The organism is Streptomyces corallincola (assembly GCF_019104725.1).
Lineage (GTDB): Bacteria > Actinomycetota > Actinomycetes > Streptomycetales > Streptomycetaceae > Streptomyces > Streptomyces corallincola.
Window position 1 is genome coordinate 16,096 of the sequence record NZ_JAHRXF010000002.1, and the last position, 15,014, is coordinate 31,109.

11 protein-coding genes are annotated in these 15,014 nt (G+C 69.4%); 7 read left to right on the forward strand and 4 right to left on the reverse strand.

Annotated elements, in window-relative coordinates:
* Nucleotides 1-220: 220 nt before the first annotated feature.
* The 7 genes from KUM39_RS01625 to KUM39_RS01655 all read left to right on the forward strand — a co-directional run bounded on the left by KUM39_RS01625 (nt 221) and on the right by KUM39_RS01655 (nt 10,929).
* A complete protein-coding gene (locus tag KUM39_RS01625; protein ID WP_217783511.1) occupies nt 221-2,377 on the forward strand; it encodes an ABC transporter family substrate-binding protein in 2,157 nt (718 codons plus the stop codon).
* Between the two features lie 178 nt (nt 2,378-2,555).
* Nucleotides 2,556-4,463 (forward strand): translational GTPase TypA, encoded by a 1,908-nt coding sequence (gene typA, locus KUM39_RS01630; protein ID WP_217783512.1) that lies wholly within the window; start codon nt 2,556-2,558, stop codon nt 4,461-4,463.
* A 621-nt stretch (nt 4,464-5,084) separates the two neighbouring features.
* Nucleotides 5,085-6,716, forward strand: a complete 1,632-nt coding sequence (locus KUM39_RS01635) for a peptide ABC transporter substrate-binding protein (protein ID WP_217783513.1) — start codon at nt 5,085-5,087, stop codon at nt 6,714-6,716.
* Nucleotides 6,717-6,860: 144 nt separating this feature from the next.
* Nucleotides 6,861-7,790: an ABC transporter permease gene (locus tag KUM39_RS01640; RefSeq protein WP_217783514.1), complete on the forward strand. Its 930-nt coding sequence runs from the start codon at nt 6,861-6,863 to the stop codon at nt 7,788-7,790.
* Complete coding sequence (locus KUM39_RS01645) at nt 7,783-8,724, forward strand: ABC transporter permease (protein ID WP_217783515.1); 942 nt, start codon at nt 7,783-7,785, stop codon at nt 8,722-8,724. The genes KUM39_RS01640 and KUM39_RS01645 overlap by 8 nt, the downstream gene beginning before the upstream one ends.
* A gap of 11 nt (nt 8,725-8,735) precedes the next feature.
* Nucleotides 8,736-9,788, forward strand: a complete 1,053-nt coding sequence (locus tag KUM39_RS01650) for an ABC transporter ATP-binding protein (RefSeq protein WP_217783516.1) — start codon at nt 8,736-8,738, stop codon at nt 9,786-9,788.
* Entirely contained in the window at nt 9,781-10,929 is a 1,149-nt protein-coding gene (locus KUM39_RS01655) for an ABC transporter ATP-binding protein (RefSeq protein ID WP_217783517.1), read from the forward strand. The genes KUM39_RS01650 and KUM39_RS01655 overlap by 8 nt, the downstream gene beginning before the upstream one ends.
* Nucleotides 10,930-11,008: 79 nt before the next feature.
* Here KUM39_RS01655 and KUM39_RS01660 read toward each other — a convergent pair whose 3' ends face one another.
* From KUM39_RS01660 to KUM39_RS01675, 4 genes are read right to left on the reverse strand one after another with little or no spacing between them, the layout of a single operon-like run.
* Nucleotides 11,009-12,001, reverse strand: coding sequence for an ABC transporter ATP-binding protein (locus tag KUM39_RS01660; protein WP_217783518.1), 993 nt, complete (start codon nt 11,999-12,001; stop codon nt 11,009-11,011).
* The gene (locus KUM39_RS01665; RefSeq protein ID WP_217783519.1) at nt 11,998-12,996 is read right to left on the reverse strand and encodes an ABC transporter ATP-binding protein; all 999 of its coding nucleotides are present in this window, start codon (nt 12,994-12,996) and stop codon (nt 11,998-12,000) included. Before KUM39_RS01665 ends, KUM39_RS01660 begins: the two co-directional genes overlap by 4 nt.
* The gene (locus KUM39_RS01670; RefSeq protein WP_217783520.1) at nt 12,993-13,922 is read right to left on the reverse strand and encodes an ABC transporter permease; all 930 of its coding nucleotides are present in this window, start codon (nt 13,920-13,922) and stop codon (nt 12,993-12,995) included. The genes KUM39_RS01665 and KUM39_RS01670 overlap by 4 nt, the downstream gene beginning before the upstream one ends.
* Nucleotides 13,919-14,962, reverse strand: a complete 1,044-nt coding sequence (locus KUM39_RS01675) for an ABC transporter permease (protein WP_372455704.1) — start codon at nt 14,960-14,962, stop codon at nt 13,919-13,921. The genes KUM39_RS01670 and KUM39_RS01675 overlap by 4 nt, the downstream gene beginning before the upstream one ends.
* Nucleotides 14,963-15,014 lie beyond the last annotated feature (52 nt).

Below are 15,014 nucleotides of genomic sequence, written 5' to 3' on the forward strand. Positions count from 1 at the left end.
GGCGCCCCGCGCTGCCCTGCTCGCGCGGTTCCCCGCGCGCCCGGAACCCGTACCCCCCGGTGGCGGATCGTTCCGCCGCACGGGTGGGGTTTGGGGCGGGACGCGTCGTGTCTGACACGTGGGGCGGGATGGGTCCTCTTCAGTGGGCGGATAGATCTGATCAGCTCCATATACCGCCAAAAGTGATCTTGTCGCCCGCGGCTACCCGGAGGTACCAGAGATGTCCCACGACGGCGTCGGCCTGCGCGCTGTGATGCGCTCGGTCGCCTTCCTCACCGCTGGCGTTCTCGCGGTGCCCCTTCTCAGCGGCTGCGGCGCGGACGAGAAGCCCAGCCGCCCGCTGGCCGCGCAGGACATCGACCTGGTGAGCCGGGACAAGGTCGCCGAGGGCGGCACACTGAAGTGGGCGGTGGACGCCGTACCGGAGACGCTGAACGTCTACCAGGCGGACGCCGACGAGGGCACCACCCGGGTCGCGCAGGCCGTACTGCCGTCGATGTTCCGGCTCGACACGAACGGCCGCCCGGTGGCGAACCCCGCCTACCTGGAGTCCGCGAAGGTCATCGGCACCGAACCGCGCCAGGTCGTGCTGTACAAGCTGAACCAGCAGGCCGTCTGGAGCGACGGACGCGAGATCGGCGCCGCCGACTTCGTCGCCCAGTGGCGGGCCCTGTCCGGCAAGGACAGCGCGTACTGGACCGCCCGCAACGCCGGGTACGACCGCATCGAGAAGATCGAGCGGGGCGCGAACGACCTGGAGGTGCGGGTCACGTTCTCGCGGCCGTACGCCGACTGGAAGTCGCTGTTCTCCCCGCTGTACCCGAAGGACGTCATGGGCACCCCGGACGCCTTCAACGACGGCGCCCGCCGCAAGCTGGCCGTCACCGCCGGGCCGTTCAAGCTGGACAAGGTGGACACGGCCGCCAAGGACGTCGTCCTCACCCGCAACCCGCGCTGGTGGGGCGAGCCCGCCAAGCTGAGCGAGATCGTGCTGCACTCGGTGGGCCGCGACAAGCGGGCCGCCGCCCTCGCGGACGGCACCGTGGACCTCGCGGACATCGACCCCGCCGAGGCCGAGCGGATCAGGCTCGCGGCCACCGGCGACAGCGGCACCCCGTTCCAGGGGTCCGGCAAGACCTCGGTGAAGAAGCTGCGCGCCTGGGCGCTGGAGCACGGCTTCCCGGAGAAGAAGGTGAAGGTCGGCGAGAAGAAGCTGAACCGGGCCGTCACCCAGTACCTCGACCAGCAGGAGAAGCTCCAGGGCTTCGAGGTCCGCAAGTCGCTGGAGCCCGCGTACACCCAGCTCGCCCTGAACGGTTCCGACGGGGTGCTCGCGGACGAGCGGGTCCGCCGGGCCGTGGCCCGCGCGCTGGACCGCGAGGAGCTGGCCAAGCTCGTCCTCACCCCGCTCGGCCTGCCCGCCGTACCGGTCGGCAGCCACCTCGCGCTCTCCGGGCAGGACGCGTACACCGACAACAGCGGGGCCCTCGGCGCGCAGGACACCAAGGAGGCGCAGGCGCTGCTGACCGACGCCGGGTGGGTGGCCGGGGGGCCGGTGAAGGAGCAGAAGAAGGGCGAGAAGGCCGCCGGGCCGGAGCACGGCAAGGACGGTGACGAGGACGCGTCCGACGGCGGCAAGGAAGGCGAGTACATCGTCGGCGAGGACGACAAGAACGGCCACGACCACGCGCCCGGCGACGAGGGCGGCAAGCACCTCGCGCAGGACGGCGGCCGACAGTACTCCGGCGGCGCCCCCGGCGCGTACGCCCCGAAGGGCACCGCCGCCCCGGCGGGCGCGGTCGCGGGGCCGCTCGCCAAGAACGGCAAGGCGCTGGCGCTGCGCTTCGTGCTCCCCTCCGGGCCGGGCTCCGAGACGCTGAACACGGTCGCCCTGCGGATCTCCGCGATGCTGGAGAAGGTCGGCATCTCCACCACGGTCACCAAGGTGTCCGACGCCAGCTACTTCAAGGACCACATCGCCTCCGGCGACTTCGACCTCGCGCTGTACTCCTGGCCGGGGTCCGCCTTCCCCGCCACCGACGCCCGGCCGATCTACGCCAAGCCGGTCGCCGCCGCCGACGGTTCCGTCAACGTCGAGCAGAACTTCACCCGCGTCGGCACCGACCAGGTCGATCAGCTCTTCGACCAGGCCGGGACCACGCTGGACGAGGGCGCGGCCCGCGAGCTGATCCGCAAGGCCGACTCCCGTATCTGGGCCACCGCCGGTTCCATCCCGCTCTACCAGCGTCCCCAGCTGGTCGGCACGCGGAAGAACCTGGTCAACGCGGGTGCCTTCGGGTTCCAGACGCCCGTCTTCGAGGACATGGGCTTCTTGCGCAAGGGCGCGAGCGTCGCCCCGAGCCCGTCGAAGAGCTGACCGCCGGACGGCCGGGAGGACCCCGGCCGTCCGCCGCCGCCCGTGGCCCCGGGGAGGCTCGTCCCCCCGGGGCCACGTAACATGGGGTGAGGCCGTGGCATGTCAAGCCCGGCAGGGCCCCCGCGTCACATCGGACGTACGCGATTGGCCTTCCTCAACACCGGGAGTACGCCGCACTATGGCCACGCGCCACGACATCCGAAACGTCGCCATCGTCGCCCACGTCGATCACGGCAAGACCACCATCGTTGACGGCATGCTGAAGCAGGCCGGGGCGTTCGCCGCCCACCAGCTCGACTCCGTCGATGACCGGGTGATGGACTCCAACGACCTGGAGCGTGAGAAGGGCATCACGATCCTCGCCAAGAACACGGCGGTCAAGTACCACCCGAAGGACGGCGGGGACCCGATCACGATCAACATCATCGACACCCCCGGCCACGCCGACTTCGGCGGTGAGGTCGAGCGCGGTCTGTCGATGGTGGACGGCGTCGTCCTGCTCGTGGACGCCTCCGAGGGACCGCTGCCGCAGACCCGCTTCGTGCTCCGCAAGGCGCTCCAGCAGCGGCTGCCCGTCATCCTCTGCATCAACAAGACGGACCGCCCCGACTCCCGGATCGACGAGGTCGTCAACGAGACGTACGACCTCTTCCTCGACCTGGACGCGGACGAGGAGCAGATCGAGTTCCCGATCGTCTACGCCTGCGGCCGGGACGGCGTCGCCTCGCTGACCAAGCCCGCCGACGGCACGGTCCCGACGGACTCCACCAGCCTGGAGCCGTTCTTCTCCACGATCCTGGAGCACATCCCGGCCCCCGTCTACGACGAGGCCGCCCCGCTCCAGGCGCACGTCACCAACCTGGACGCCGACAACTTCCTCGGCCGTATCGCGCTGCTCCGTGTCGAGCAGGGCGAGCTGCGCAAGGGCCAGACGGTCGCCTGGATCAAGCGCGACGGCTCGATCGCCAACGTGCGCATCACCGAGCTGATGATGACCGAGGCGCTGACCCGCAAGCCCGCCGAGAAGGCCGGTCCGGGTGACATCTGCGCGGTCGCCGGTATCCCGGAGATCATGATCGGCGAGACGCTGGCCGACCCGGAGAACCCGGTCGCGCTGCCGCTGATCACGGTGGACGAGCCCGCGATCTCGATGGTCATCGGCACCAACACCTCCCCGCTGGTCGGCCGGGGTGCCACCGGCAAGGGCGCGGACGCCAAGGCCGTCGTCAAGGACCGCAAGGTGACCGCCCGTCAGGTCAAGGACCGCCTCGACCGCGAGCTGGTCGGCAACGTCTCGCTGCGCGTCCTGGACACCGAGCGTCCCGACGCCTGGGAGGTGCAGGGCCGCGGTGAGCTGGCGCTGGCCATCCTGGTCGAGCAGATGCGCCGCGAGGGCTTCGAGCTGACCATCGGCAAGCCGCAGGTCGTCACCCGTGAGGTGGACGGCAAGGTGCACGAGCCCGTCGAGCGCATGACGATCGACGTGCCCGAGGAGCACATGGGCGCCGTCACCCAGCTCATGGGCGTCCGCAAGGGCCGCATGGACAACATGTCCAACCACGGCTCCGGCTGGGTGCGCATGGAGTTCGTGGTGCCCTCGCGCGGTCTCATCGGCTTCCGTACCGAGTTCCTGACGCAGACCCGCGGCACCGGCATCGGCCACTCCATCCACGAGGGCCACGAGCCGTGGTTCGGCACGCTCCAGACCCGTAACAACGGCTCCCTGGTCGCCGACCGCTCCGGCGCCGTCACCGCGTTCGCCATGACGAACCTCCAGGAGCGCGGCGTGCTGTTCACCGACCCCGGCACCGAGGTGTACGAGGGCATGATCGTCGGCGAGAACTCCCGCTCCGACGACATGGACGTCAACATCACCAAGGAGAAGAAGCTCACCAACATGCGCTCCTCCTCCGCCGACTCCTTCGAGGCGATCGTCCCGCCGCGCAAGCTGTCGCTGGAGCAGTCCCTGGAGTTCTGCCGCGACGACGAGTGCGTCGAGGTGACCCCGGAGGCCGTCCGCATCCGCAAGGTGAACCTGGACGGCCGCGAGCGCGCCCGTGCGGCCAGCCGGGCGAAGAACGGCTGACACGGCCTGCCGTGGCCTGACGGCAGCGGGCCGGGCACTCCCTGACGGAGTGCCCGGCCCGTTCGCTGCCCCGCGTCCGTGACACCCGGAGTCCCGTATGTCCCCGCCGTGAGCGGAGGTTTCCGCTCGGGGACCGAGGGATGACCCTACGATGCGCCGCCGGACCCCCATGCCGGCGTGGCCGCCACTACTGTGCCGTTCGACCCGTGCCCGTCCGTCCCGACGGGGCGGCGGTGCCCGGCGGGCATGGCGAAGCGCCCCCGTATGGCAGGCACTGTAATCGCAAGTGGTTAATCAAACTCCCGTGTCCGGAATACGGACGGCTCACGCCGATAGATGTGTAACAAGTCCGTTTCGGAGGGATCTTTCTGCAAACCCTTTGTCCGGATTTCGGGACATCTGCGCGACAGGTGTGATCGAACCGAGACCTATGGGGTGTGGTTCCACGCTTCGCTCATGGCAGATAGTTAGGCGCGTAGAGCTCGGACGAACGGGTCATCCGCCGGCGGATGGTTCCCGACTCACGAGCGCGGGGGCACTCGACTCTTTCCGGCACCGGTGACGGTGCCATGTCCTGTGCTCCTCCATGCGGTGAACCATTGGACTCATGAGGAGGAACCCATGCGCGGTGCGAAGAGCGCCAAGTGGGTCGCGATAGCCGGGGTTGTGGCGCTGGCAGCTACCGCCTGTGGTGGGAACAGCTCGTCGGGCAATGACGGCAAGGCGAAGGCCGTTGACCCCAGCGGGGTCTTCAGCTACCAGAGCAACGAGCCCCAGCACCCGATCCAGCCGGCCAACGTGATGGAGACCGGTGGTGGCCGTATCACCGACGCCCTCTTCAGTGGTCTGGCCGACTACAACCCCAAGTCGGGCAAGCTCGAGAACCTGGTCGCCCAGTCCATCGAGCAGAACGGTCCCAGCGACTACACGATCAAGGTGAAGAAGGGCTGGACGTTCCACAACGGCGAGCCGGTCACCGCGCACTCCTTCGTCGATGCCTGGAACTGGGGCGCCGACACCAAGAACGCGCAGCAGAACGCGTCCTGGTTCTCCGACATCCAGGGCTACAGCGACGTTCACCCGGACAAGGGTTCGCCCAAGACCGACAAGATGTCCGGTCTCACGACCCCGGACGACTACACCATCAAGGTGAAGCTCGCCAACCCGGCGCCGTACTGGACCTACAAGCTGGGTTACAGCGCGTTCTACCCGCTGCCCAAGGCCTTCTACTCCGACCCGAAGAAGTACGGTCAGGAGCCCGTCGGCAACGGCCCGTACGAGTTCGTGAAGTGGAACCACAACAAGGACTTCCTCACGAAGACGTACGCCAAGTACGCGGGGCCGAAGCCGAAGAACGGCGGCATCGACTTCAAGTTCTACACGACGTCCGAGGCGGCCTACCAGGACGCGGTCTCGAACAACCTGGACGTGCTCGACCAGGTCGCTCCGACCGACATGGCCAAGTACCACCAGGACCTCGGCAAGCGCGCGGTGGACGCCCCGCAGAACGCGATCCAGACCATCGCGGTCGCCGAGTACGCCCCGGCCATCAAGAACGTGAAGGACCACGCGAAGTTCATCGAGGGCCTCTCGATGGCCATCGACCGTGCCACCATCACCAAGACGGTGCTCGCCGGTTCCCGTACCCCGGCCACCGGCTTCGTGCCGCCGGCCGTGGACGGTTACAAGGCCAACGCCTGTGGCGAAGCCTGCTCGTACAACCCGGCCAAGGCCAAGCAGCTCGTGCAGGAGGCCGACGGCGCCAACGCGTCGATCTCGATCCTCTACAACGCCGACGGTGGCCACAAGGAATGGGTGACGGCCGTCTGCGCCAACATCACCCAGAACACCGGCGTCAAGTGCGACGGGGACGCGAAGGCCGACTTCAAGACGGCCCTCGATGTCCGTACCAAGAAGAAGGTCCAGAGCCTCTACCGCTCCGGCTGGGTGCAGGACTACCCGCTGAACGCCAACTTCCTGAAGGACCTGTACGGTTCCACGGCGGCGGGCAACGAGGGCGGCTACTCCAACAAGGACTTCGACAAGCTCGCTGCCAAGGCTGACAAGGCGGCCACGCTGGAAGAGTCGGTGAAGCTGTACCAGGAGGCCGAGGCCGCCCTGTACAAGGACATGCCGGCGATCCCGCTCTGGTACTACAAGACGAACGCGGGTTACTCCGAGAACGTCACGAACGTCAGCTACGACACCTTCGGCAAGCCGGTCTTCACCGACGTCGAGGTCTACAAGAAGTAACAGGCCGCAACGGTCGTTTCACCGAGGCGCCCGCGGGAGACCCGCGGGCGCCCACCGTTCAAGAACCCGCTGGCCGGACCGACCACCCCCCACGCAGGAAGCGCGGCAGGGCCGGCCATCGCAGCGGCTGAAAATGGAGGCTCGATGGGGCGCTACGTCGCGCGGCGACTGCTCCAGATGATCCCGGTGTTCATCGGGACCACTCTGCTCATCTTTCTGATGGTGTATTCCCTGCCCGGAGACCCTGTCCGGGCGCTGTGGGGCGACCGCCCCGTCGATCCCGTGGCCCTGAACCAGCTCCGGCACGAGTACTGGTTCGACCGGCCTGTGCTGCTGCAGTACTGGCACTACATCAGCAACGTCTTCACGGGGAACTTCGGGACGAGCTTCGTGACGGGACGCAAGGTCACGGACGTGATCGGCGAATCCTTCCCCGTCACCCTCCGGCTCGCGCTGGTCGCCTTCGCCATCGAGATCGTGATCGGTCTGGCTCTGGGCCTCCTCTCCGGCCTCAACCGCGGCAAGATCGCGGACAAGTTCGTGCTGGGGCTCACGCTCCTGCTGATCTCCGTCCCGGTCTTCGTCCTCGGCTACATCTTCCAGACGGTCTTCGGCAACCAGCTCGGCTGGGTGACGCCGACCGTCCAGGACTCCAACGACATCAGTCAGCTGATCCTGCCGGGCGTCGTACTCGGATCGCTGTCCTTCGCGTACGTGGCGCGTCTCAGCCGCACCTCCATCGCCGAGAACATGCGCGCCGACTACATCCGCACCGCTGTGGCGAAGGGCCTGCCGCGTCGCCGTGTCATCGGGGTCCACCTGCTGCGCAACTCGCTGATCCCCGTGGTCACCTTCCTCGGCACCGACCTGGGCGCGCTCATGGGCGGCGCCATCGTCACCGAGGGCATCTTCAACGTGCATGGCATCGGCAACGAGCTCTACCGGTCGATCAACCAGTCCGACAACGCGACGGTGGTCGGCATCGTGACCGTGCTCGTGATCATCTATCTGGTCACCAGCCTCGTCGTCGATCTCCTGTACGCCGCCCTGGACCCGAGGATCCGCTATGTCTGAGGCACTCACCACTGAAACCGCGCTGGAGGACAAAGTCGCCACCGAGGCGGCCCCCAACCCCTCCCAGGACAGGCCCCGCAGCCTCTGGTCCGACGCCTGGCGCGACCTGAGGCGCAACCCCGTCTTCGTGGTGTCGGGCCTCCTCATCCTGCTGTTGCTGGTGATCGCGGCCGTCCCCAGCCTGTTCACCTCCGTGGACCCGAAGTTCGCCGACCTGGCGCACCACTACCTGAAGCCGCCCAACTACAGCCACATAGGCCAGGCCGACTGGTTCGGCTATGACGGCCAAGGCCGCAGCGTCTACTCGCGCGTCCTCTACGGCGCTCGTGCGTCGATCATCGTCGGCGTGTGCACCACGTTCGGTGTGGCCGTGCTCGGTGCCCTGGTCGGCATGTTCGCCGGCTACTACGGCGGCTGGCTCGACTCGCTTCTCTCCCGTCTCACCGACGTGTTCTTCGGTGTGCCACTGCTTCTCGGCGCGATCGTCATCCTGAACGCCTTCACCCACCGCACCGTGTGGTCCGTGGTCGTGGCGATGGTGCTCCTGGGCTGGACGCAGATCGCCCGCGTGATGCGCGGCTCAGTGATCACCGTCAAGCAGCAGGACTTCGTCCAGGCGGCCCGCGCCCTCGGCGCCGGCACCGGGCGCATCCTGTTCCGGCACATCCTGCCGAACGCCGTCGCCCCGGTGATCGTCGTCTCCACCATCGCTCTCGGCGGCTACATCGCCACCGAGGCGACGCTCTCCTACCTCGGTATCGGTCTTCCGCCGAGTGCCGTGTCCTGGGGCAATGACATCTCGTCCGGCCAGACGGTCATCCGTACCGCGCCGCACGTGCTGTTCTTCCCCAGTGCCATGCTGAGCATCACCGTGCTCGCTTTCATCATGCTCGGCGACGCGGTTCGCGACGCCCTCGACCCGAAGCTGCGCTGAGGGAGGCGTACGTGACGATCATCGAAGACACCAGTCCCGCTCCCGCGGGCGCCGACTCCTTCTCGGGGCCGTTGCTCGATGTGCGTGACCTGCACGTGGAGTTCCGTACGCGCGATGGCGTCGTGCGGGCTGTGAACGGCGTGAACTACGACGTCAGCGCCGGTGAGACGCTCGCCGTGCTCGGTGAGTCCGGGTCCGGCAAGTCCGTGACCGCGCAGGCGATCATGGGCATCCTGGACATGCCCCCGGCGGTCATCCCGCAGGGCGAGATCCGGTTCCGGGGCCAGGACATGCTGAAGATGTCCGCCGACGAGCGCCGCCGTATCCGCGGTAGCCGTATCGCCATGATCTTCCAGGACGCGCTCAGCTCGCTGAACCCGGTGCTCTCCGTGGGCTACCAGCTCGGCGAGATGTTCCGGGTCCACAAGGGCATGTCGAAGAAGGAGGCCAAGGCCAAGTCCATCGAGCTGATGGACCGGGTGAAGATCCCGGCGGCCGCGGCCCGCGTCAACGACTACCCGCACCAGTTCTCCGGCGGTATGCGCCAGCGCATCATGATCGCGATGGCGCTCGCCCTGGAGCCGGACCTGATCATCGCCGACGAGCCGACCACGGCGCTCGACGTCACGGTGCAGGCCCAGGTCATGGATCTGCTCGCGGAGTTGCAGCGCGAGTACAACATGGGTCTCATCCTGATCACCCATGACCTCGGTGTCGTCGCCGACGTCGCGGACAAGATCGCCGTGATGTACGCGGGCCGGATCGTGGAGCAGGCCCCCGTGCACGAGCTGTACAAGCGGCCCGCGCACCCGTACACGCGTGGTCTGCTGGACTCGATCCCCCGCCTGGACCAGAAGGGCCAGGAGCTGTACGCGATCAAGGGTCTGCCGCCCAACCTGCTGCGCATCCCGACCGGTTGCGCGTTCAACCCGCGCTGTCCCAAGGCGCAGGACATCTGCACCCAGCAGGTCCCCGACCTGCTGTCGGTCACCGAGCGCGACGGCGGCGAACTGCCCGGCCGTTCCTCGGCGTGCCACTTCTGGAAGGAGACGCTTCATGGCTGAGCTCAGCAAGAACGACGAGCCGCAGGTCGCCACCCCGAACGTCTCCGATGTGGAGATCGTGGACGCCCACAGCGACGAGGAGGCCGTACGGGCCATCGAGGCGCCGGTGGAGCGCGGTGAGCCGATCCTTCAGGTCCGCGGCCTGAAGAAGCACTTCCCGCTCACCCAGGGCATCCTGTTCAAGAAGCAGATCGGCGCGGTCAAGGCCGTGGACGGCATCTCCTTCGACCTGTACCAGGGCGAGACCCTGGGCATCGTGGGCGAGTCCGGCTGCGGCAAGTCCACCGTCGCCAAGCTGCTGATGAACCTGGAGCGGGCGACCGCCGGAGAGATCTTCTACAAGGGTCAGGACATCACCAAGCTGTCCGGGCGGGCCCTGAAGGCGGTCCGCCGGAACATCCAGATGGTGTTCCAGGACCCGTACACCTCGCTGAACCCGCGTATGACGGTCGGTGACATCATCGGGGAGCCCTTCGACATCCACTCGGAGGTGGCGCCCAAGGGCGACCGCCGCCGCAGGGTGCAGGAGCTGCTCGACGTCGTCGGTCTGAACCCGGAGTACATCAACCGGTATCCGCACCAGTTCTCCGGCGGCCAGCGTCAGCGCATCGGCATCGCGCGCGGCCTCGCGCTCAACCCCGAGATCATCATCTGCGACGAGCCGGTCTCCGCGCTCGACGTGTCGGTCCAGGCGCAGGTCATCAACCTGATGGAGCGTCTGCAGAACGAGTTCAACCTGTCGTACCTGTTCATCGCGCACGACCTCTCGATCGTCCGGCACATCTCGGACCGGGTCGGCGTGATGTACCTCGGTGCGATGGCCGAGATCGGCACGGACGAGCAGATCTACGACCACCCGACGCACCCCTACACCCAGGCGCTGCTGTCGGCGGTCCCCGTCCCGGACCCGGAGGCCCGCGAGCACCGCGACCGCATCATCCTCACCGGTGACGTGCCCTCCCCGGCCAACCCGCCCTCGGGCTGCCGCTTCCGCACCCGGTGCTGGAAGGCGCAGGACAAGTGCGCCCAGGAGATCCCGCTGCTGGCCGTTCCCGAGCGGTTCAAGGGCGAGGACACCCCGGCCGCGCACGAGTCGGCCTGCCACTTCGCGGAGGAGAGGGACGTCGTTCACGCGGCGTGACCCTCCGAGGTGACACGGAAGGGGCCCGGTACCTGATCCCAGGTGCCGGGCCCCTTTCACGCCTCCGTACGCCCGCGCCTCAGGACGGCACGCGTGTGCCCGCCCAGTGGCACGCCACCTGGGCCGCGGTGCCGCCGTCCAGCCGGGCCGGGTCATCCGTGCGGCAGCGGTCGGCGACGCCCGCGTCCTCGGCCACGCCGCTCGCCAGCACCGGGCAGCGCAGCCGGAACCGGCAGCCGGACGGGATGCGGGACGGGTCCGGGGGCTCGCCGGCCAGCACCACCGGCTCACCGGGTGCGTCGGGCAGCACCGACAGCAGGGCCCGGGTGTAGGGGTGCCGGGGCGAGGTGAGGATCTCCTCCACCGGACCGGTCTCCACGATCCGCCCGAGGTACATCACCGCGACGCGGTCGGCGATGTTCCAGGCCAGCCCCAGGTCGTGTGTCACGACCAGGCAGGCGAGCCCCAGTTCGGTGCGCAGCCGGAGCAGGAGCGCCAGGATCTCGCCGCGCACCGAGGCGTCCAGCGAGGCCACCGGCTCGTCCGCGACGAGGAGTTCGGGTTCCAGGACGAGTGCCCCGGCGATCACCACACGCTGGCGCTGCCCGCCGGACAGTTCGTGCGGATAGCGCAGGAAGAACCGCTCCGGTGGGCGCAGACCCGCGCGGGACAGCGCACCGGCGACCGCGGCGCGTTCGTCACCGGCGTACCCGTGGATGCGCAGCCCCTCCGCCACCGCGTCGTACACGGTGTGCCGGGGGTTGAGGGACCCACTGGGGTCCTGGAGGACGAGCTGGGCGCGGCGGCGGTAGGCCCTGAGCGCCTTCGAGGAGTAGTCCAGGGGCTCGCCGTCGAACAGGACGCGGCCCCGGGTGGGGCGGACCAGACCGAGCAGGGAGCGCGCCAGGGTGGTCTTGCCGCAGCCCGACTCGCCGACCAGGGCGACGATCTCGCCGGGCCGGACATCGAGTTCGACGCCGTCCACGGCCCGTGCGACGGGCGCGCCGCGCCGGCCGGGGAACGTGACGTGCAGATCCTCCGCGCCGAGCAGCGGTCCTGGTGTCGTCGTCATGCCGTGCTCCTCGTCTCCGCGCTGCCGGCCGTCGGGCCGGGCAGCGGCGCGGGCACGTGCAGGCAGGCTGCCCGCCGTCCCGGTACGACCTCGCGCAGGGCCTGGTCCTCGGTGGCGCAGGCGTCCACGGCGACCGGGCAGCGCGGCTGGAAGGCGCAGCCCGGGGGCAGCGCGAAGGGGTCGGGCGGGTCGCCGGGCAGCCCGCGCGGCGCGAACCGGGACGCGGGGTCCCCGATGTGCGGGAACGCCAGCGACAGCGCTTCGGCGTAGGGATGGCGGGCGTCCTCGTGGACGGTGCGGGCCGGGCCCTCCTCGACCACGCGGCCCGCGTACATCACCGCGAGCCGGTCGCAGGTGTCGGCGAGTACGCCCAGGTCGTGGCTGATCATCAGGAGCGCCACGTTCTGTTCGCCGACGAGCCGTTCGATCAGGCGCAGGATCTGGGCCTGGATCATCACGTCCAGGGCGGTGGTCGGTTCGTCCGCCACGACGAGCTGCGGGTCGCAGGCCAGCGCCATAGCGATCATCACGCGCTGCCGCTGCCCTCCGGAGAGCTCGTGCGGGTACGCCGCCGCCCGCGCGGCGGGCAGTCCGACCTGCTCCAGCAGTTCGGCGGCGCGGCGGCGGGCGGCGCCCGGGGTGGCGCGGCCGTGCAGCAGGACGGGTTCCGCGATCTGCTCACCGACCCGGTGCACCGGGTTGAGCGAGTGCATGGCGCCCTGGAAGACGATGGAGGCGCCCGCCCAGCGCACGGCCCGCACCCGGCCCCAGCGCATGGTCAGCACGTCCTCGCCGTCGAGCAGGATCTCGCCGCCCACCTTCGTGCCGGGCGGAAGCAGCCGCAGCAGCGCGAGGGCGAGGGTGGACTTGCCGCAGCCGGACTCACCGGCGATGCCCAGCTTCTGCCCGGCCGCCACCGACAGGTCCACGCCCCGTACGGCCTGTGCGCCGCCCGGATAGGTGACGGTCAGGTTCCGGATGTCGAGGAGGTTCAACGGTTCGCTCCCAGCCGGGGGTTGAGCACGGACTCGACAGCCCGCCCGCACAGGGTGAAAGCCAGGGCGACCAGCGCGATGGCGATGCCCGGTGGCAGCAGGTACCACCAGTCGCCCGCGCTGACGGCGCCCGCCTCCCGTGCGTCCTGGAGCAGCCCGCCCCAGGAGACGACCGTCGGGTCACCGAGGCCGAGGAAGGCGAGGGTGGCCTCGGACAGGATCGAGGAGGAGACCATCAGGGTGGTCTGCGCCAGCACCAGCGGCATGACGTTGGGCAGCACGTGCCGGGTCATCACGTGCCAGTGGCCGCCGCCCAGCGCGGTGGCCCGCTCGATGTAGGGGCGGGACTCCACGGCCAGTGTCTGGGCCCGCACCAGCCGGGCGGTGGTGGGCCAGGAGGTGACGCCGATGGCGAGGACGACCGTGCCCAGCGAGCGGGACATCACGGTGGCCAGCGCGATGGCGAGGACCAGCGTCGGCATGACGAGGAACCAGTCGGTCACCCGCATCACCACGGTCGCGTACGTCCCCTTGAAGTGTCCGGCGGTGATGCCGACGACGGCGCCGATGGCGACCGAGAGCACCGCGGCGAGCAGGCCGACCAGCAGGGAGACCCGGGAGCCCCAGACCAGGAGCCCCAGCAGGTCGCGGCCGAACCGGTCGGTGCCGAGCGGGAAGTGGCCGCTCGGCGCCTCCAGCGGGGCGCCCGGGGCGTCGGTCACCCCGGACACGCCGGAGCCGGCGGTCAGCGGCGCGGTCAGCGCGAGGAGGGCGAAGAGGACCAGCGCGGCCAGTCCGACGAGACCGGCGCGGTGCGTGCGGTACTGCTGCCAGAACCGGGCCGCCGAGCGGCGGCGGCGCTGCCGGGCCAGGGCGCGGGGTCCGGGACCCGGGCCGGTTCCGGGGGCGAGGGCTTCAGCGCTCATCGGCCCACCCGGGGGTCGAGCAGCGGATAGACCAGATCGGCCAGTGTGTTCATGATGATCACCGCAGAGGCGAAGAAGAGGAACAGGCCTTGTACGAGCGGCAGGTCGGGGACGCTCAGCGCCTGGTAGAAGAGGCCGCCGAGACCGGGCCAGGAGAACACCGTCTCCACCAGGATCACACCGGCCACCGTGCGGCCGAGGTTGACGAAGACCAGGGTGACGGTCGGCAGCAGCGCGTTGGGTACCGCGTGCCTGCGGCGGACCTGATCGTCCCGCATGCCCTTGGCACGGGCGGTGACGAGGTAGTCGCTGCCCATCTCGTCCAGCAGCGCGGAGCGGGTGACCAGCAGGGTCTGCCCGTACTCCACGGCGACGAGGGTGATCACCGGCAGCACCAGATGGTGGGCGACGTCCAGTACATGCGCGAAACCGCCGCCCTCGCCGGACTCCATGCCACCGGTGGGGAAGAGGCCGGGGATCGGGCCGAGGCCGACCGCGAACACGATGATGAGCAGCAGGCCGAGCCAGAAGGACGGCAGCGAGTACAGGGTCAGCGCCAGGCCGGTGTTGACCCGGTCGCCGAGCCTGCCGTGCCGCCAGGCCGAGCGGGTGCCCAGGTACATGCCGAGCGCGGTGTAGAGGACGAACGCGGTGCCGGTCAGCAGCAGGGTGTTGGGCAGTGCCTCGGTGATCTTGTCCAGCACCGGGACGTGGAACTGGTACGAGGTTCCCAGGTCGCCGGTGAGTGCCTTGCCGCAGTAGTCGGTGAACTGCTGCCACAGTGGCAGGTCGAGGCCGAACTCCCGGCGGTATGCGGCGAGTTGCTGGGCGGAGACCTGGCGGCCTCCGGTCATGGTCTTGACCGGGTCGCCCGGGATCAGACGGAACAGGAAGAAGCCGGTGACCAGGACCGCGAACAGCGAGACCAGGGCGCCGCCGAGCTTGCCGGCGCCGTAGCGGAGGTAGCCGGTCCAGGTGCCCGGGCCACGGCGGCGGGCCTCGGGGCCGGTGAGCGGCCCCGGGACCTCCGCCTCGGGCATGGCGGTGTCAGCGGACAAGACGGACCGCCTTCGGGTGCGTGGGACGGAGCGG